The organism is Helicobacter pylori NCTC 11637 = CCUG 17874 = ATCC 43504 = JCM 12093, assembly GCF_900478295.1.
Classification (GTDB): domain Bacteria; phylum Campylobacterota; class Campylobacteria; order Campylobacterales; family Helicobacteraceae; genus Helicobacter; species Helicobacter pylori.
Genome location: NZ_LS483488.1, coordinates 1,264,301 through 1,283,581 on the forward strand (window position 1 = coordinate 1,264,301; position 19,281 = coordinate 1,283,581).

At 38.9% G+C, this 19,281-nt stretch carries 19 protein-coding genes; 14 read left to right on the top strand and 5 right to left on the bottom strand.

The genetic code is table 11. The features are described from left to right. The first annotated feature begins 7 nt into the window (after window positions 1–7). Genes DQL14_RS06335 through cheW form a run of 8 tightly spaced genes read left to right on the top strand, consistent with a single transcriptional unit; the run spans window position 8 to window position 9,362 of the window. Window positions 8–556: a hypothetical protein gene (locus tag DQL14_RS06335; RefSeq protein ID WP_108169122.1), complete on the top strand. Its 549-nt coding sequence runs from the start codon at window positions 8–10 to the stop codon at window positions 554–556. A 15-nt stretch (window positions 557–571) separates the two neighbouring features. Then, window positions 572–2,146 (top strand): phosphoglycerate dehydrogenase, encoded by a 1,575-nt coding sequence (serA, locus tag DQL14_RS06340; RefSeq protein ID WP_000285084.1) that lies wholly within the window; start codon window positions 572–574, stop codon window positions 2,144–2,146. A gap of 9 nt (window positions 2,147–2,155) precedes the next feature. Continuing rightward, entirely contained in the window at window positions 2,156–4,006 is a 1,851-nt protein-coding gene (locus tag DQL14_RS06345; RefSeq protein WP_108169123.1) for a menaquinone biosynthesis decarboxylase, read from the top strand. Window positions 4,007–4,028: 22 nt separating this feature from the next. After that, window positions 4,029–4,697: a YggS family pyridoxal phosphate-dependent enzyme gene (locus DQL14_RS06350; RefSeq protein WP_108169124.1), complete on the top strand. Its 669-nt coding sequence runs from the start codon at window positions 4,029–4,031 to the stop codon at window positions 4,695–4,697. Window position 4,698: 1 nt separating this feature from the next. Then, on the top strand, window positions 4,699–5,457 hold the full coding sequence (locus DQL14_RS06355) for a UDP-2,3-diacylglucosamine diphosphatase (RefSeq protein WP_108169125.1): 759 nt from the start codon (window positions 4,699–4,701) through the stop codon (window positions 5,455–5,457). A 3-nt stretch (window positions 5,458–5,460) separates the two neighbouring features. Next, window positions 5,461–6,396 carry a chemotaxis protein CheV3 gene (gene cheV3, locus DQL14_RS06360; protein WP_108169126.1) on the top strand — a complete coding sequence of 312 codons (936 nt, stop codon included), beginning with the start codon at window positions 5,461–5,463 and terminating at the stop codon, window positions 6,394–6,396. Between the two features lie 57 nt (window positions 6,397–6,453). After that, window positions 6,454–8,868 carry a chemotaxis histidine kinase/response regulator CheAY2 gene (gene cheAY2 / locus DQL14_RS06365; protein ID WP_108169127.1) on the top strand — a complete coding sequence of 805 codons (2,415 nt, stop codon included), beginning with the start codon at window positions 6,454–6,456 and terminating at the stop codon, window positions 8,866–8,868. Beyond that, complete coding sequence (gene cheW / locus DQL14_RS06370; RefSeq protein ID WP_000070759.1) at window positions 8,865–9,362, top strand: chemotaxis protein CheW; 498 nt, start codon at window positions 8,865–8,867, stop codon at window positions 9,360–9,362. The genes cheAY2 and cheW overlap by 4 nt, the downstream gene beginning before the upstream one ends. Before the next feature lie 257 nt (window positions 9,363–9,619). Here cheW and tpx read toward each other — a convergent pair whose 3' ends face one another. Continuing rightward, a complete protein-coding gene (gene tpx, locus DQL14_RS06375; RefSeq protein ID WP_108169128.1) occupies window positions 9,620–10,120 on the bottom strand; it encodes a thiol peroxidase in 501 nt (166 codons plus the stop codon). A gap of 224 nt (window positions 10,121–10,344) precedes the next feature. Here tpx and sodB point away from each other — a divergent pair, with 224 nt between their 5' ends. Then, window positions 10,345–10,986 carry a superoxide dismutase [Fe] gene (gene sodB, locus DQL14_RS06380; protein ID WP_000494629.1) on the top strand — a complete coding sequence of 214 codons (642 nt, stop codon included), beginning with the start codon at window positions 10,345–10,347 and terminating at the stop codon, window positions 10,984–10,986. 54 nt (window positions 10,987–11,040) lie between these two features. Then, a complete protein-coding gene (gene cmoA / locus DQL14_RS06385; protein WP_108169129.1) occupies window positions 11,041–11,772 on the top strand; it encodes a carboxy-S-adenosyl-L-methionine synthase CmoA in 732 nt (243 codons plus the stop codon). 26 nt (window positions 11,773–11,798) lie between these two features. Here cmoA and DQL14_RS06390 read toward each other — a convergent pair whose 3' ends face one another. The 3 genes from DQL14_RS06390 to DQL14_RS06400 are packed head-to-tail and all read right to left on the bottom strand — an operon-like array spanning window position 11,799 to window position 14,119. Next, window positions 11,799–13,658, bottom strand: coding sequence for a primosomal protein N' (locus tag DQL14_RS06390; RefSeq protein ID WP_108169130.1), 1,860 nt, complete (start codon window positions 13,656–13,658; stop codon window positions 11,799–11,801). Further along, on the bottom strand, window positions 13,643–13,879 hold the full coding sequence (locus DQL14_RS06395) for a hypothetical protein (RefSeq protein ID WP_000555364.1): 237 nt from the start codon (window positions 13,877–13,879) through the stop codon (window positions 13,643–13,645). Before DQL14_RS06395 ends, DQL14_RS06390 begins: the two co-directional genes overlap by 16 nt. 12 nt (window positions 13,880–13,891) lie before the next feature. After that, window positions 13,892–14,119 (bottom strand): hypothetical protein, encoded by a 228-nt coding sequence (locus DQL14_RS06400; RefSeq protein WP_001191188.1) that lies wholly within the window; start codon window positions 14,117–14,119, stop codon window positions 13,892–13,894. 199 nt (window positions 14,120–14,318) lie between these two features. Here DQL14_RS06400 and DQL14_RS06405 point away from each other — a divergent pair, with 199 nt between their 5' ends. Beyond that, window positions 14,319–15,065: an SPOR domain-containing protein gene (locus DQL14_RS06405; RefSeq protein WP_108169131.1), complete on the top strand. Its 747-nt coding sequence runs from the start codon at window positions 14,319–14,321 to the stop codon at window positions 15,063–15,065. A 40-nt stretch (window positions 15,066–15,105) separates the two neighbouring features. Here DQL14_RS06405 and DQL14_RS06410 read toward each other — a convergent pair whose 3' ends face one another. After that, window positions 15,106–15,630, bottom strand: coding sequence for a hypothetical protein (locus DQL14_RS06410; protein ID WP_108169132.1), 525 nt, complete (start codon window positions 15,628–15,630; stop codon window positions 15,106–15,108). Window positions 15,631–15,808: 178 nt separating this feature from the next. On the opposite strand from DQL14_RS06410, the gene DQL14_RS06415 reads away from it, so the two are divergent. From DQL14_RS06415 to gdhA, 3 genes are all read left to right on the top strand, one after another. Further along, the gene (locus DQL14_RS06415) at window positions 15,809–17,032 is read left to right on the top strand and encodes a M48 family metallopeptidase (protein WP_108169133.1); all 1,224 of its coding nucleotides are present in this window, start codon (window positions 15,809–15,811) and stop codon (window positions 17,030–17,032) included. Further along, the gene (locus tag DQL14_RS06420; protein WP_108169134.1) at window positions 17,029–17,859 is read left to right on the top strand and encodes a peptide chain release factor N(5)-glutamine methyltransferase; all 831 of its coding nucleotides are present in this window, start codon (window positions 17,029–17,031) and stop codon (window positions 17,857–17,859) included. The genes DQL14_RS06415 and DQL14_RS06420 overlap by 4 nt, the downstream gene beginning before the upstream one ends. Before the next feature lie 67 nt (window positions 17,860–17,926). After that, window positions 17,927–19,273, top strand: a complete 1,347-nt coding sequence (gene gdhA / locus DQL14_RS06425) for an NADP-specific glutamate dehydrogenase (RefSeq protein ID WP_108169135.1) — start codon at window positions 17,927–17,929, stop codon at window positions 19,271–19,273. Window positions 19,274–19,281: the final 8 nt, after the last annotated feature.

The window sequence follows — 19,281 nt, forward strand, 5'->3', positions numbered from 1 at the left end:
GAGTGGCATGAGATTTAAGAGTGTTGTTGCTTTTATTTCCCTAGCTGTCGCTCTTGGCGTTTTAGCCTATTTGTTTTTAAGCGTTAAAAAAGAAATGCCCGCTACTTCTCATGCGATCTCTCAAACACATGCGATCTCTCAAACCAATGAAGGCCTCTCTCAAACAGACGCAAAAAACCATGACATCAACCTAGAAGAAAATAGCCCTAATGAAATCTCTCGTAATGAAAAAGCCCCTCATAACGAAGAAGATCGCAATAACGCCCTTTCTCAAAACCTTGATGCGCAAGAATCTATCAATTACCCCGTTGTGGAGCATCATTTTGAAATCCCTTTTGAAGAAAAAAAAAGGGAATATTCAAAGCTTATCATTAAGGATTTAAAAGGTTATCAATGGCGGTGTTTAAAAGAAATCCTTAAGAAAGAACAAATTGATTACGCTTACGATAGCACCAAAAACCAACCTAACCTCATCATCTATTTAGATAAAAACAAAAAAGAACGCTTTTTAGCTGATTTAGACTACTATAAAATACGCTATCATGCTGTTTTTTAAATTCAAAGGATAAAAATGTATCAAGTAGCCATTTGCGACCCCATCCATGCTAAAGGCATTCAAATTTTAGAAGCCCAAAAAGACATTGTCTTGCATGATTATTCCAAATGCCCCAAAAAGGAGCTTTTAGAAAAACTCACCCCCATGGATGCGCTCATCACTCGCAGCATGACCCCTATCACAAGCGATTTTTTAAAGCCCTTAACCCACTTAAAATCCATCGTGAGAGCGGGCGTGGGAGTGGATAATATTGATTTAGAAAGCTGTTCTCAAAAAGGGATTGTAGTGATGAATATCCCTACCGCTAACACGATTGCCGCTGTGGAATTGACCATGGCACATTTGATCAATGCAGTGCGTTCGTTCCCTTGCGCGAACGATCAAATCAAACACCAAAGGTTATGGAAAAGAGAAGATTGGTATGGCACGGAATTGAAAAATAAAAAGCTGGGCATCATTGGTTTTGGGAATATTGGCTCTAGGGTGGGCATTAGAGCAAAAGCCTTTGAAATGGAAGTTCTAGCCTATGATCCTTATATCCCTTCTTCAAAAGCCACTGATTTAGGGGTCATTTACACAAAAAATTTTGAAGACATTTTGCAATGCGACATGATCACTATCCACACCCCTAAAAATAAAGAAACGATTAACATGATAGGCGCTAAAGAGATTGAACGCATGAAAAAAGGGGTTATTTTAATTAATTGCGCTAGGGGTGGGCTTTATAATGAAGACGCTCTTTATGAAGCTTTAGAAACCAAAAAAGTGCGTTGGCTTGGCATTGATGTCTTTTCTAAAGAGCCTGGCATTCACAACAAGCTTTTAGACTTGCCCAATGTTTATGCGACCCCCCATATTGGTGCGAACACTTTAGAATCCCAAGAAGAAATTTCCAAACAAGCCGCTCAAGGGGTTATGGAATCTTTAAGGGGTTCAAGCCACCCGCATGCTTTGAATTTACCCATGCAAGCTTTTGATGCAAGCGCAAAAGCCTACTTGAATTTAGCGCAAAAATTGGGTTATTTTTCCAGTCAAATCCATAAGGGCGTGTGCCAAAAAATTGAGCTCAGTCTTTGTGGGGAGATCAACCAATTCAAAGACGCCCTTGTAGCCTTTACGTTAGTAGGGGTGTTAAAACCCGTTGTAGGGGATAAAATCAATTACATTAACGCTCCCTTTGTGGCCAAAGAAAGAGGCATTGAAATCAAGGTTAGCCTTAAAGAAAGCGCTTCGCCCTATAAAAACATGCTCTCTTTAACCCTAAATGCGGCTAATGGTTCAATCAGCGTGAGCGGCACGGTGTTTGAAGAAGATATTTTAAAACTCACTGAGATTGATGGGTTTCATATTGATATAGAGCCAAAGGGTAAAATGCTTCTATTTAGGAATACGGATATTCCAGGCGTTATTGGGAGCGTGGGGAATGCGTTCGCTAGGCATGGCATTAACATCGCTGATTTTCGTTTGGGGCGCAACACGCAAAAAGAAGCTTTAGCGCTCATCATTGTAGATGAAGAAGTTTCTTTGGAAGTTTTAGAAGAGCTTAAAAACATTCCTGCGTGCTTAAGCGTTCATTATGTGGTTATTTAAGGTAGTTGGATGCGAGATTTTTTAAAGCTTTTAAAAAAACATGATGAATTAGAAATCATTGACACCCCCCTTGAAGTGGATTTGGAAATCGCTCATCTGGCCTATATAGAAGCGAAAAAACCTAATGGAGGCAAAGCCCTTTTATTCACGCAACCCATAAGAAAAGAGCATGACCAGATCAAAACCTTTGGCATGCCGGTTTTAATGAACGCTTTTGGCTCTTTCAAACGCTTGGATCTTTTATTAAAAACCCCCATAGAAAGCCTGCAACAACGCATGCAAGCGTTCTTGCACTTTAGTGCTCCTAAAAATTTCACTGAGGGTTTGAAAGTCTTAAAAGATTTATGGGATTTAAGACACATTTTCCCTAAAAAAACCACTCGCCCTAAAGATCTCATTATCAAGCAAGATAAAGAAGTCAATTTGTGGGATCTGCCCGTTTTAAAAACTTGGGAAAAAGATGGCGGGGCTTTTATCACTATGGGGCAAGTCTATACCCAAAGCCTGGATCATAAAAAAAAGAATTTAGGCATGTATCGTTTGCAAGTTTATGATAAAAACCATTTAGGCTTGCACTGGCAAATCCATAAAGACTCCCAACTCTTTTTCCACGAATACGCTAAGGCTAAAGTCAAAATGCCTGTCAGTATCGCTATTGGCGGGGATTTGCTCTACACATGGTGTGCGACAGCCCCCTTACCTTATGGGATTTATGAACTCATGCTCTATGGGTTTATGAGAGGAAAAAAAGCGCGCGTGATGCCATGCTTGAGCAATTCTTTAAGCGTGCCAAGCGACTGCGACATTGTGATAGAAGGGTTTGTGGATTGCGAAAAGCTAGAGCTTGAAGGGCCTTTTGGGGATCACACTGGCTATTATACCCCTATTGAGCCTTACCCTGTTTTAGAAGTCAAAACCATTAGCTATAAAAAAGATTCCATTTACTTAGCCACTGTGGTGGGTAAGCCCCCTTTAGAAGACAAATACATGGGGTATTTGACTGAACGCTTGTTCTTGCCCTTACTCCAAATGAACGCCCCCAATCTTATAGATTATTGCATGCCAGAAAATGGGGTGTTTCATAATTTGATTTTAGCCAAAATACACACGCGCTATAACGATCATGCCAAGCAAGTCATGCATGCTTTTTGGGGCGTGGGGCAGATGAGTTTTGTCAAACATGCGATTTTTGTCAATGAAGACGCTCCCAATCTAAGAGACACCAACGCTATCATTGAATATATACTGGAAAATTTTTCTAAAGAAAAAATTCTTATCTCTCAAGGCGTGTGCGACGCTTTAGATCATGCAAGCCCTGAATACGCTATGGGGGGGAAACTCGGTATTGATGCGACCTCTAAAAGCAATACCCCCCACCCCACGCTTTTAAACGATAACGCCTTACTAGCGCTTTTACAAGATAAAATGCCAAATATCGTTCTTTTGAAGCAATATTACCCGCACACCCGTAACCCCATTTGCATCATTAGCGTGGAAAAGAAAGACAAAAGCGTCATTGAATTGGCTAAAAACTTGCTCGGTTTTGAAGAGTATTTACGCATTGTCATCTTTGTAGAGCATACCAGCAACGATTTGAACAACCCTTACATGCTGTTATGGCGCATCGTTAATAATATTGACGCGCAGCGTGATATTCTCACCTCTAAACATTGTTTTTTTATAGACGCTACCAATAAGGGCATTATGGATAAACATTTTAGAGAATGGCCTACAGAAACCAATTGCTCCATGGAAGTCATAGAGGATTTGAAAAAGAAAGGGCTTTTAAAAGATTTTGAAACTTTAAATCAAAAATTCCATCTCACGCATTCTTTCAGCACGCATAAAGAAGATCTATAAAGAAGAGCCATAAAGAAGAATTATGTTAGATTATCGCCAAAAAATTGATGCTCTCATCACCAAAATAGAAAAGGCTCGCATCGCTTATTCAAGGCACCACATTGTCAAAATCGTGGCTGTTTCAAAAAACGCTTCCTTAGAAGCTATCCAACATTATTATAACTGCTCTCAAAGGGCTTTTGGAGAAAATAAAGTTCAAGATTTAAAAACTAAAATGCATTCTTTAGAGCATTTACCCCTTGAATGGCACATGATAGGCTCTTTACAAGAAAATAAAATCAATGCGCTTTTGAGTTTAAAACCCGCTCTTTTGCATTCTTTAGACTCTTTAAAACTCGCTTTGAAGATAGAAAAGCGTTGCGAAATATTGGGCGTCAATTTAAACGCTCTTTTACAGGTTAATAGCGCGTATGAGGAAAGCAAAAGCGGGGTAATGCCTGAAGAAACGCTAGAAATTTATTCTCAAATCAGTGAAACTTGCAAGCGCCTCAAGCTTAAGGGGCTTATGTGTATAGGGGCTCATGCTGATGATGAAAAGGAAATTGAAAAATCCTTTATCACCACCAAAAAGCTTTTTGACCGATTAAAGAACGCGAGCGTTCTTTCAATGGGCATGAGTTGTGATTTTGAATTAGCGATTGCTTGCGGGGCGAATCTTTTAAGGATTGGCTCTTTTTTGTTCAAAGAGTAAGATGCTAGAATCTTATACGCTTAAAAGTGGGGCTGTTTTTATTTCTGATGCGCATTTTTTGCCCAAAAGCCCTCATTTAATCCATACGCTTAAAGAACTTTTAAGCGTCAAACCCCCACAAGTCTTTTTCATGGGCGATATTTTCCATGTTCTTGTGGGCTATTTACCCCTAGACAAAGAGCAGCAAAAAATCATTGATCTAATCCATGCGTTAAGCGAAATTTCACAAGTCTTTTATTTTGAAGGCAACCATGATTTTTCCATGCGTTTTGTATTCAATTCCAAAGTAATGGTTTTTGAGCGCCAAAACCAGCCCGTATTATTCCAATACGATAACAAACGCTTTTTACTAGCCCATGGGGATTTATTCATCACTAAAGCGTATGAATTTTACATCACGCAACTCACTTCCACTTGGGCTAGATTTTTTTTAACTTTTTTAAATTTATTAAGTTTTAAAACCTTATACCCTCTTTTTAAAAAACTCATTTATCAAAAACCCGTCCGCCTTTGGGAATTAGAGCCAAACAAATTGCAATCTTTTATTGAAAAGCGCCTAAAAGCCTATCAAAACTATATTGAAGATCTTAACATTGGTAGGATTGATGGCATTATAGAGGGGCATTTTCATCTCAAAAGCGGTGCAAAAATCCCCTTGAATGCGCCTATTTATTGCCCACTGCCTTCCTTTTATTACGAACAAAGCCTTTTTAAGGTATCATCAAGCGTTTTAGAACCATCTCAAAATAAGGACGCCTAAATCATGGCAGAAAAAACAGCTAACGATTTAAAATTGAGTGAGATAGAACTCGTGGATTTTCGTATTTATGGCATGCAAGAGGGCGTCCCTTATGAGGGGATTTATGGCATCAATGTGGCTAAAGTCCAAGAAATCATCCCCATGCCCACCCTTTTTGAATACCCCACGAATTTGGATTACATTATCGGCGTGTTTGATTTGCGCTCCATAATCATTCCGCTTATAGACTTGGCCAAATGGATAGGGATTGTCCCGGATAAAAGCAAGGAAAACGAAAAAATCGTCATTATCACGGAATTTAATAATGTCAAATTGGGTTTTTTAGTCCATTCGGCTAGGCGTATCAGGCGCATTAGTTGGAAAGATGTGGAGCCTGCATCCTTTAGTGCCTCTAATAGCATCAATAAAGAAAGTATCACCGGTACGACACGCATTGAAAACGACAAAACCCTACTCATTTTGGATTTAGAAAGCATTTTAGACGATTTAAAACTTAATGAAGACGCTAAAAACGCTAAAGATACCCCTAAAGAGCGTTTTGAAGGCGAAGTGTTGTTTTTAGACGATAGCAAGACCGCAAGAAAAACCTTAAAAAACCATTTGAGTAAATTGGGTTTTAGCATCACTGAAGCTGTGGATGGGGAAGACGGGTTGAACAAATTAGAAATGTTATTCAAAAAATACGGAGACGATCTGAGGAAACATTTGAAATTCATTATTTCAGATGTTGAAATGCCTAAAATGGATGGCTATCATTTCTTATTCAAGCTCCAAAAAGACCCCAGGTTTGCTTATATTCCTGTGATTTTCAATTCTTCTATTTGCGATAATTATAGCGCTGAAAGGGCTAAAGAAATGGGGGCTGTAGCGTATTTAGTCAAGTTTGACGCAGAGAAATTCACCGAAGAAATTTCTAAGATTTTAGACAAGAATGCGTAATTCTTTTTATAAAATTGTAAAATACTCTTATCTCAAACGCTAAAAAAGGGTTTTAAAATGGATGATTTGCAAGAAATAATGGAAGACTTCTTGATTGAAGCCTTTGAAATGAACGAGCAGCTGGATCAGGATTTGGTGGAATTGGAGCATAACCCTGAAGATTTGGACTTGCTCAATCGCATTTTTAGAGTCGCTCACACCATTAAAGGTTCTAGCTCGTTTTTGAATCTTAATATCCTTACGCACCTCACGCACAACATGGAAGATGTCTTGAATCGCGCCAGAAAGGGCGAAATCAAAATCACGCCTGATATTATGGATGTCGTGTTGCGTTCTATTGATTTGATGAAAACCTTACTCGTAACGATTAGAGATACCGGCTCTGATACTAATAACGGCAAGGAAAACGAGATTGAAGAAGCGGTCAAACAGCTTCAAGCCATTACGAGTCAAAATTTAGAGGGCGCTAAAGAAGGGACTACAGAAGCCCCCCAAAAAGAAAATAAAGAAGAAAATAAAGAAGAAAATAAAGAAGAAAATAAAGAAAACAAGGCAAAAGCCCCTACTGCAGAAAATTCCGCAAGCGATAACCCACTAGCCGATGAGCCGGATTTGGATTACGCTAACATGAGCGCTGAAGAAGTGGAAGCGGAGATTGAGCGGCTGCTGAACAAACGCCAAGAAGCCGATAAAGAGCGAAGAGCCCAAAAAAAACAAGAAGCCAAACAAGAAGTTACTCCAACAAAAGAAACCCCTAAAACAGAAACCCCCAAAGCCCCTAAAACCGAAACTAAAGCTAAAGCCGATACTGAAGAAAATAAAGCCCCCTCTATTGGCGTGGAGCAAACCGTTAGGGTGGATGTGCGCCGCTTGGATCACTTGATGAATTTAATCGGTGAGCTTGTGTTAGGAAAAAATCGCTTGATTAGAATCTATAGCGATGTGGAAGAGCGCTATGATGGGGAAAAGTTTTTAGAGGAATTAAACCAGGTAGTCTCTTCTATTTCAGCGGTAACGACAGACTTGCAGCTTGCGGTGATGAAAACCAGGATGCAACCAGTGGGCAAAGTGTTCAATAAATTCCCTCGCATGGTAAGGGATTTGAGCCGGGAATTAGGCAAAAGCATTGAATTAATCATTGAGGGCGAAGAAACCGAATTAGACAAATCCATTGTAGAAGAGATTGGCGATCCGCTCATCCACATTATCCGCAACTCATGCGATCATGGGATTGAGCCTTTAGAAGAAAGGAGAAGGCTTAACAAGCCTGAAACCGGTAAGGTGCAATTGAGCGCGTATAATGAGGGTAACCACATTGTGATTAAAATCTCTGATGATGGCAAAGGGTTAGACCCTGTGATGCTTAAAGAAAAAGCGATTGAAAAAGGGGTGATTAGCGAAAGAGACGCTGAAGGCATGAGCGATAGGGAAGCGTTTAACCTCATTTTCAAGCCAGGCTTTTCTACCGCAAAAGTCGTTTCCAATGTTTCAGGTAGGGGTGTTGGCATGGATGTGGTGAAAACCAATATTGAAAAGCTCAATGGGATCATTGAAATTGATTCAGAAGTGGGGGTAGGCACGACTCAAAAGCTTAAAATCCCTCTCACTCTGGCTATCATTCAAGCTTTACTCGTGGGCGTTCAAGAAGAATATTACGCTATCCCGCTTTCTTCAGTTTTAGAAACCGTGCGCATCAGCCAAGATGAAATCTACACCGTTGATGGCAAGAGCGTGTTGCGCTTGAGGGATGAGGTGCTTTCTTTGGTGCGCCTTTCTGATATTTTTAAAGTGGATGCTATTTTGGAATCCAACTCAGATGTGTATGTGGTCATCATTGGCTTGGCTGATCAAAAAATTGGCGTGATCGTGGATTATTTAATCGGTCAAGAAGAAGTGGTCATCAAATCTTTAGGTTACTATCTTAAAAACACTAGAGGCATTGCTGGCGCTACGGTGAGAGGCGATGGGAAAATCACTCTCATTGTAGATGTGGGGGCGATGATGGATATGGCAAAAAGCATCAAGGTCAATATCACTACCTTGATGAACGAATCCGAAAACACCAAGAGCAAAAATTCCCCTAGCGATTATATTGTCTTAGCGATTGATGACAGCAGCACGGACAGAGCGATTATCCGCAAGTGTTTAAAACCATTAGGCATCACGCTTTTAGAGGCCACTAACGGGTTAGAGGGCTTAGAAATGCTTAAAAATGGCGATAAGATTCCGGACGCTATTTTAGTGGATATTGAAATGCCTAAAATGGACGGCTACACTTTCGCTTCTGAAGTGCGCAAATACAATAAATTCAAAAACCTGCCTTTGATTGCAGTAACTAGTCGGGTAACTAAAACCGATAGGATGCGCGGCGTTGAATCCGGCATGACTGAATACATCACCAAACCTTATAGCGGCGAGTATTTAACCACCGTAGTGAAGCGCAGTATTAAATTAGAAGGAGACCAATCGTGAGCAACCAATTAAAAGATTTATTTGAAAGACAGAAAGAAGCTAATGCAGGTTCTAAACAAGAAGACAATGAAGAAATTTTGCAATTCATCGGCTTTATTATTGGCGATGAAGAATACGCCATTCCCATTTTGAATATTTTAGAGATCGTCAAACCCATTGGTTACACGCGAGTCCCTGAAACCCCAAACTATGTGCTTGGCGTGTTCAATTTAAGGGGTAATGTCTTCCCATTGATTAGCCTGCGTTTAAAGTTTGGCTTGAAGGCTGAAAAACAAAACAAAGACACTCGTTATTTGGTGGTGCGCCATAACGATCAAATCGCTGGGTTTTTCATTGATCGCTTAACTGAAGCCATTCGCATCAAGCAAACGGATATTGATCCGGTTCCAGAAACTTTGAGCGATAACAATAATTTAACTTATGGTATTGGGAAACAAAACGACAGACTTGTAACCATTTTAAGAGTGGAAGAAATCTTAAAGAAAGACTTCTAAAAATTTTAGTTTATCCATAAGCCCCTATAGGCTTTGAGAAAGACTTATCCCGTTAAAAAGCTTGATTTTAATCAAGCGATAATGTTTGATTGAAAATAGAGTCTTTTTAATATTTTCTTTTAAAAACAGCGTGAAACTTTTTTAAACGGATTAAAAAGAACTTCTTATTTTTTAGTCTTTGTTGCCAACACTTTTTAATAAATAGAGCTTTTGCATTGAGATTCGCTAGATTATAGCCCCCTCCTTTTAAGAACTTCCTATTCCAACACTTTTAAAAGCGCTTCATAATCAGGCTCTTCTAAAATGTTTTGAACGATCTCTTTATAGATAACCACTCCCTTATCATCAAGAACAAACACCGATCGAGCGAGTAAGCCTTGAAAAGAGCCTTTGCCCAACAGCACACCGTAATTTTCCCCAAAAGCCTTATACCTAAAATCGCTTAAAATTCTTAAGTCCTTAATGCCTTCAGCGCCGCAAATTTGCCCTTGAGAAAAAGGTAAGTCCATAGAAATAACGCTAAAACTCACAGAAGGCAGTTTGCCGGCTTGCTCATTGAAGTGCTTGGCTTGGAGCAAGCAAACCGATCCGGTTAAACTAGGAAGCGTGCTAACAACCTGAAAACGCACGCCTTGCTTCAACAAATTGACTTCTTGCAAATCGCCATTCACCAATTTCACATCAGGGGCTTTATCGCCCACTTTTAAGGGTTTCCCTTCTAACTGATATGTTTCTTCTTTAAAAGTAACTTTTTGCATGGTTAAATCCTTTCTAATTGAATTGCTATATTGAGTTAGAATAGTAGCCCATTAAGATTAACTTTTAACAAATTTAAAAAGAATTTGTTTAAAAAGTCGTTTTCATTTTAAAAAACCCCTTAAAATCTACAAAATTTGCATAACGATTTAATTTTTAAGAAAAGATTTACCAAAAAGTATTAAAAAATGATTACAATACGGCTATCTGATCACAAGGAGAAAACATGTTTACATTACGAGAGTTGCCTTTTGCTAAAGACAGCATGGGAGATTTTTTAAGCCCTGTGGCGTTTGATTTCCACCATGGGAAACACCATCAAACTTATGTGAATAATTTGAATAACTTAATCAAAGGCACGGATTTTGAGAAAAGTTCTTTGTTTGATATTTTGACAAAATCTAGCGGAGGCGTGTTCAATAACGCCGCTCAAATTTACAACCACGATTTTTATTGGGATTGCCTAAGCCCCAAAGCGACTGCTTTAAGCGATGAGTTAAAAGGGGCTTTAGAAAAAGATTTCGGATCGTTGGAAAAATTTAAAGAAGACTTCATTAAGAGCGCGACCACTCTGTTTGGCTCTGGCTGGAATTGGGCAGCGTATAATTTAGACACTCAAAAAATTGAAATCATTCAAACGAGCAACGCTCAAACCCCAGTTACGGATAAAAAAGTGCCGCTTTTAGTGGTAGATGTGTGGGAGCATGCTTATTACATTGATCACAAAAACGCGCGCCCTGTGTATTTGGAAAAATTCTATGGGCATATCAATTGGCATTTCGTTTCTCAATGCTATGAATGGGCGAAAAAAGAAGGCTTAGGATCAGTGGATTACTACATCAATGAGTTGGTGCATAAAAAAGCTTAAGCGTTATTTTGCGTAGAGTGGTTTAAAGGTTTTTAAACCACGCTTCTTTTTTGAATGAAAGACACCCTGTTTAATGAATCTCTAAACAAACGCTTTTGCTTTGATGAGAAAGTCGCCCATGTTTTTGACGACATGCTGGAACGCTCCATCCCCTATTATTATGAAATGTTGGATTTGGGGGCGTATTTCATCGCTCAAAATTTAAAAGAAAATGTCTATCCTAAGCCCTTGCCTAAGCCCTTGATTTATGATTTGGGCTGTTCTACCGGGAACTTTTTTATCGCGCTTAACCGGCAAATCCAACAAGATATTGAGCTTGTAGGGATTGACAATTCCATGCCCATGCTTAAAAAAGCGCAAGAAAAATTAAAAGATTTTAACAATGTCCGTTTTGAATGCATGGATTTTTTAGAGGTTGAGTTTAAAGAAGCGAGCGCGTTTTCATTGCTTTTTGTGTTGCAATTTGTCCGCCCCATGCAAAGAGAGGTGCTGCTTAAAAAGATTTATAACAGCCTTGCGTTGAATGGGGTTTTATTGGTGGGTGAAAAGATCATGAGCGAGGATCGGATATTGGACAAGCAAATGATAGAGCTATACTACCTTTATAAACAAAATCAAGGCTACAGCCACAATGAAATCGCTTTCAAAAGGGAAGCGTTAGAAAATGTGCTTGTGCCCTATAGTTTAAAAGAAAATATCGTGCTTTTAGAAAGCGTGGGGTTTAAGCATGTGGAAGCGGTGTTTAAATGGGTGAATTTCACGCTGCTAGTTGCCAGAAAAACATGAGTTTTTTGAAATAATATATAAAGTTTTTAAAAAATATCCACAGGATCCATGTTCACGCTACAAGGAATATTAGGGGCGGTTTTTAAAAACGCATGCACGCTTTTGATTAGGCTTAAAGGGTCTTTGGAACGCAATAAAATCAGGTAGCGGTAAGAAGAGGCGATTTTTTCAATGGGGGCTTTAAAGCTAGAGAGCGTTACGCCCTTTTCTAAACACGAAGAAAGGGTTTGAGAGGCTTTTAGGATCAATTGTTGGGCTTTTTCTTCGTTTTTATGCTTAAACTCTAACAAACACAACCTTGAAAAAGGCGGGTAGAGTTCGCACCTTTCTTGCAATTCGTATTGTAAAAAATCTTCATAATCTTCTAAGAAATTTTTTAATAGATCGGTTTCGGTGCTTTGAATGAACACTTGGCCAGAAATTTGCCTAGCGCTCCTCCCAGCGATTTGATAAAGTAACGACACGCCCTCTTCTAAAGCCCTATAACTATTAGATTTAATGATATTGTCTATGCCTAAAACAACCGCTAAACTCACTTTAGCGTAATCATGCCCTTTGCTTATCATTTGAGTGCCGATTAAGATATTGGTTTTTTGAGCGTTGAAATCGTTTAAAATATTGTGGAGTTTTTTTGGCGTGCTGGTGTGATCTTTATCTAAAATCGCTATTTTAGCGCCTTTCAAAAGGCCTTCCAACTCGTTCAACACTTGCATGGTGCCTATCCTTTTACCCACTAAAACTTCGCTTTGACACGCGCTGCAAATTTTAGGGATAGGGCTTGAAAAATGGCAATAATGGCACATGAGTTTGTTGGTTTTTAAATGCAAACTCATATTCACGCTGCAAAAGGGGCATTGAACGCTTTTATAGCAATTTTGACACAGCAAGGTTTTGAAATTAGCCCTTGTAGGCACAAAAATAATGGCTTGCTCGTTTTTGTCTATAACTTGTTTGAGCGCTTCTAGGAGTTTGGGCGTGATAAAACGCTCGGTTTTTTCAAAAATAATGTTTTTTTGCGTAGGGGTGTAGCGCCCCTTTAAGCGTACTAAAGCCTTATCTTTAAAGCGTTTGTAACTATTCAAACTTGGTGTAGCAGAGCCTAAAACCACTTGAATAGGGAATTTATGGGATAAATACAAGCATAAATCCCTAGCGTTATACATAGGGCTTTGATGAGACTTATAAGAAAAGTCATGCTCTTCATCTACAATGATTAAACCCAACTCCTTAAGGGGCAAAAACAACGCGCTTCGTGTGCCTACCACTAATTTGATTTCTTGCGAATAAAGCTTTTCTAAAAATTGTTTTTTTTGATTTTGAGAGAGTTTGCTATGCCACAAGCCTAAATTTTCTTTAAAAACCCTTTTAAGGCGTTGCTGCATTTGAGGGGTGAGAGCGATTTCTGGCACTAACAATAATGCGCTTTTTTTTTGCTCTAAAGTTTGAGCGATTGCATGCATATAAATTTCGGTTTTCCCGCTACCCGTATCGCCAAAGAGCAAGCTTGCTGAATGTTTTTGCAATTCTTTTAAAGCGTTGGTTTGCGTTTGGCTTAATCTATTAAGAACAGGCTCAATTTTTTCTAACCCCATTTCATCACATTCTTTAAAAGGGGTAAAAAGGCTTAAGACTGAAGAAAGATTGGCCGAGTAATATTGAGCGATAAATAGAGCAAGCTCTATTTGAAAGGGGAGTAAAAAATAAGGGGTTTTTTCTAGTTCTAGGCATTCAAAAGAGGGTTTTGAAACTTCTTCAAGAACGACTCCCAAAAGCGTTTTATTCCTTAAATGGATATTAACTAACGCTCCTTTAAGGTGTCGCTCTTTAGAAAAGTAAGTTAAAGGGGGGGTTTTATTTTTTAAAGGAGCGATTAAGTGATAGAACATGATGAGATTTTTTCTAAAAGCTTTTGGAGTTCATTATGCAAATACTCGTTTTGACAACTTTCATGCAAATAATCCTTTAAAAGCTCTAAGGCGTTTAATTCTTGGTTATGGAAACGCTCCTTTAGGGTGCGTTTCATCTCATCGCTAAAGGTGTTATTGAGAGAGATTTTATAGCGTTTGCCTAAATAAGTGATTTCTAAGCTGTCGTTTTCGGAGTGCATGTTTTTAATGGTTTATGACAATAAATCAGAGATTTTGTCATAAAGACCTTGAATGCCCTTATCTTTAGCGCTCAATTCATCGTATAAAATAGCGATTTGAATGTCTTTTTCTTCATTTTGCGCATTCAGCGTGGTGTTTGCTTGGCGTAAAGCGTTCAACTCTTCTTCTTGTTTTTTGATTTTTTCAATCAATTCGTCAATTTTAGCCCCCAATTGGTTTAACAAACTTAAAGATTGCATAGTAAGCCTTTCATGGTTTTTAAAAGTTATTATATCAAAGCTATTAAATTATCGCAAAATACCCCTATCCCCTTAAGGTAATGACTTTTACCATAAAATCAAGCAACCAAATCCTATTTTTAAGCAATTCTTATGGCGGTATTTGGTATTTTTGATTACCATAAAACAACAAGACAGAGAGCTTGACATGGAATGATAAATGCAAAAAAGTATATTAAAAATGACTCTGTTGTTGGTTTTCCTCCTTTCAAGGAATGCTGTTGGTTTAGACGATAAAAAAGCGGATCCTAAAAGCGTTCAAAATACGCCCAAAAATTTACCCCCTATCCAATTAAGACTCAATGAAGTCCATGAAGAACTTATAGAAATGTTAGAAAATATGGAAAAAGGCACGCAGTATGAGTTCCCTAAAATCAAAGAAATCCTAGAACAAAGCGAAGAGGAATGGCTCAAAGTCGCCCATGAAGAATGCGTGGCGTTGGTTATGCTAATAAGCCCCAAGGCTTCTATTGAAAATAGCCCGATTTATAAGAATTGCTATGAAGCTTATGTGAAGCAAAGAATCCATGATTTATATGATTTTTATATAGAAAGCAAAAAGGTGAAAAGAAAAATCAAGAAATCCCATAAGCAGGAGACCGCTATTAATCAATCCAAGCCCCTAACAAAAGAGCCACCCAAGAACGAGAACAAAAAAAGCTTAGTAAAACCCAGCTTAAAAGATGCGAGTATCCCTAAAGGGTATTATTTGCAAATTGGGGCTTTTTTGAACGCGCCCAGTAAGGATTTTTTGCAAACGCTCAAAACTTTCCCTTACCAAATAAAGAAAAAAGACTCCCTCACGCATTATTTTATTGGCCCTTATAAAACGAAAGAAGAAGCCCTAAAACAGCTTGAAAATGCAATTAAAAGCTTTAAAAATAAGCCTGTGTTGGTAGAGAAGTAGTCGTTTTAGCTCCTTATTCAATAAAAACAAATCCATCGTTTTATTGGATTTGATAAAGCCACATGGCTATTAGTGCAACAAACAAACTCGCACCCAAAAACACATAGCCTATCATTTTATAAAGGGGGATAAAATTTTTTTGAATTTCTTCTTCTGCAATAATGATTTTAGAAACCCCTAAGCGGTTAGTTGGGGCGCTGTCTGTGAGGTAAAAGCCCTGTTTTTTAAGCGCAAAATAAGGGGTTTTAATTAAGGCGTCATTTTTAAAAGAGGCCACAAACGCCCCGATATTGGAAAACTTGACTTTGTTATCCGCATCTAATAAGACAAAGGGGGTGTTTTTGAATCGTTCTTCTAAGATTTTTAAAGGCTCTAAAGAAGAGGTATTATCCAACTCTAAAAGGCTTTTAGCGATCGCATCAGCGGTGTATTGCATGCGTATTTGGGTGTTTTCTAATAGGTTATTTTTCGCATAAAAGAAAAATAACGCTAACAAAACCCCCACTAAAAGCAAGGTAGAAAGGGCATAAACGATTAAAAAACGCTTTTTAAAAGAATGGGGCATGACAGACCTTTTTGTTGGTAGCGGGTTGGATAACACAGCTTTTTATGATTGGATTAAAAACGCTCAAAAATAGCCCCTTTTTTCTACCATATTTATTTAATTTTATGGTAAATTTTTGAAAAATTGTTATAATTCCCATACTTTTATTGGCAAATTGATTAAAAAAGGGGTTTAGAATATGCTTGACATATGGATAGATATGATAATTTGTATTTTTTATTTGCTCTTTTTTACGACTCCTTACATTGTGGGCGATATTTTGCAATTGAAATTTATCCGTCAAAAGCTCTGCGAGAAGCCCGTTTTACTCCCACAAAAGGATTATGAAGAAGCGGGAAATTATGCCATTAGGAAAATGCAATTATCCATTATTTCTCAAATTTTAGACGGGATAATCTTTGCTGGGTGGGTCTTTTTTGGTTTGACGCATTTAGAAGATTTGACGCATTATTTAAACCTTCCTGAAACGCTAGGTTACTTGGTGTTTGCCTTGTTGTTTTTAGCGATTCAAAGCGTTTTAGCTTTACCCATTAGCTACTACACCACCATGCATTTGGATAAGGAATTTGGCTTTTCTAAGGTGAGCTTGTCGTTGTTTTTTAAGGATTTTTTCAAAGGGTTATTGCTCACTTTAAGCGTGGGATTGTTGTTGATTTACACTCTTATTATGATCATTGAACATGTGGAACATTGGGAGATTAGCTCGTTTTTTGTCGTGTTTGTTTTCATGATTTTGGCTAATCTTTTTTACCCTAAAATCGCCCAGCTTTTCAACCAATTCACCCCCTTAAATAACCGGGATTTGGAGAGTCAAATTGAGAGCATGATGGATAAGGTAGGTTTTAAATCCGAAGGCATCTTTGTGATGGACGCTAGCAAGAGGGATGGGCGTTTGAATGCGTATTTTGGAGGTTTGGGTAAAAACAAGCGGGTGGTGTTGTTTGACACTTTGATCTCTAAAGTTGGGACGGAAGGGCTTTTAGCCATTTTAGGGCATGAATTAGGGCATTTTAAAAATAAGGATTTACTGAAAAGTTTAGGGATTATGGGAGGCTTGCTCGCTCTTGTTTTTGCTCTGATCGCTCATTTGCCACCGATCGTTTTTGAAGGCTTCAATGTCTCGCAAACGCCAGCGAGTTTGATTGCGATTTTACTCTTGTTTTTGCCGGTATTTTCTTTTTACGCTATGCCTTTGATTGGGTTTTTTAGCCGAAAGAACGAATACAATGCGGACAAGTTTGGGGCGAGTTTAAGCTCTAAAGAGGTTTTAGCCAAAGCGTTAGTGTCTATTGTGAGCGAAAATAAAGCGTTCCCCCATTCGCACCCTTTTTATGTCTTCTTGCATTTCACGCACCCACCCCTATTAGAACGCTTGAAAGCTTTGGATTATGAAATTGAATGACCCTTTCACAAGCCCTAAACAAAGCCAAAAAAGGATTATCGCAAAAAGGTTTTAGGGGGGGCTTAGAGTCTGAAATTTTATTAGGCTTTGTCTTGCAAAAAGAAAGGGTTTTTTTGCACGCGCATGCTTATTTAGAGTTAAACCACGAAGAAGAGGTGCGTTTTTTTGAATTGGTAGAAAAGCGTTTGAATGACTGCCCCATAGAGTATTTATTAGAAAGCTGTGATTTTTACGGGCGCTCTTTTTTCGTGAATGAGCATGTTTTAATCCCACGGCCTGAAACGGAGATTTTAGTCCAAAAAGCCCTTGATGTTATTTCTCAATACCACTTAAAAGAGATAGGCGAAATCGGCATAGGGAGCGCTTGCGTGTCCGTTAGTTTGGCTTTAGAAAACCCTAAACTTTGTATTTATGCGAGCGATATTTCATTAAAAGCTTTAGAAGTGGCGTCCAAAAATATTGAACGCTTTAATTTAAAAGAGCGTGTTTTTTTAAAACAAACGCGCCTTTGGGATCGCATGCCAACGATAGAAATGCTTGTCTCTAACCCGCCTTATATCGCTAGAGGTTATCCTTTGGAAAAATCCGTTCTCAAAGAACCGCACGAAGCCCTTTTTGGGGGGGTTAAAGGCGATGAAATCTTAAAAGAAATCGTTTTTTTAGCCGCTGGATTAAAAATCCCTTTTTTGGTTTGCGAAATGGGGTATGACCAGTTAAAAAGCTTGAAAGAATGCTTGGAGTTTTGCGGTTATGATGCAGAGTTTTACAAAGATTTGAGCGGCTTTGATAGAGGGTTTGTGGGCGTTTTAAAAAGTTTTTTAAGATAAAGTTAAAACTTGATTACCCTTTTAGTGTTACAATAAAAACACTTAAAACAATAAAAGGATGCCGCTTATGTATGTTGAAAAAATCCTCCAATCTTTACAGAAAAAATACCCTTATCAAAAAGAGTTCCATCAAGCTGTCTATGAAGCTATCACTTCTTTAAAACCCCTTTTAGACAGCGATAAAAGTTATGAAAAGCATGCCATTTTAGAGCGTTTGATTGAGCCTGAAAGAGAGATTTTTTTTAGGGTGTGTTGGTTAGATGATAACAACCAAATCCAGGTCAATCGGGGGTGTAGGGTTGAATTCAATTCGGCGATTGGCCCTTATAAGGGGGGCTTGAGATTCCACCCTAGCGTGAATGAAAGCGTGATCAAGTTTTTAGGCTTTGAGCAAGTGTTGAAAAATTCGCTCACCACTTTGGCTATGGGGGGCGCTAAGGGGGGGAGCGATTTTGACCCTAAAGGGAAGAGCGAATATGAAATCATGCGTTTTTGCCAGGCGTTCATGAATGAATTATACCGCCACATTGGAGCCACGACTGATGTGCCAGCCGGGGATATTGGAGTGGGCGAAAGAGAGATTGGCTATCTGTTTGGGCAATACAAAAAATTAGTCAATCGTTTTGAGGGCGTATTGACCGGTAAGGGACTCACTTATGGGGGGAGCTTGTGCAGAAAAGAAGCTACCGGCTATGGGTGCGTGTATTTTGCTGAAGAAATGTTGCAAGAAAGGAACAGCTCCTTAGAGGGTAAGGTTTGCAGCGTTTCTGGGAGCGGTAATGTCGCAATTTACACCATTGAAAAATTGCTTCAAATAGGGGCTAAACCGGTAACGGCGAGCGATTCTAATGGCATGATTTATGATAAAGACGGCATTGATTTAGAGCTTTTGAAAGAGATTAAAGAAATCCGTCGTGAGAGGATCAAAGAATACGCCCTACAAAAACCAAACGCGAAATACACCCCCATAGAAAATTACCCCAAAGGGGGGAATGCAGTGTGGCATGTGCCTTGTTTTGCGGCTTTTCCTAGCGCGACTGAGAATGAATTGAGCGTTTTAGACGCTAAAACCCTCCTTTCTAACGGGTGCAAATGCGTGGCTGAAGGGGCGAACATGCCCTCAAGCAATGAAGCGATTGGATTGTTTTTACAGGCTAAGATTTCTTATGGTATAGGCAAGGCGGCTAATGCTGGGGGGGTGAGTGTGAGCGGCTTGGAAATGGCGCAAAATGCAAGCATGCACCCTTGGAGTTTTGAAGTGGTGGATGCGAAATTACACCACATCATGAAAGAGATTTATAAGAATGTCTCTCAAACCGCTAAAGAGTTTAAAGACCCTACTAATTTTGTTTTAGGGGCCAATATCGCTGGTTTTAGAAAAGTGGCGTCTGCGATGATAGCGCAAGGGGTTTGATTTACCCC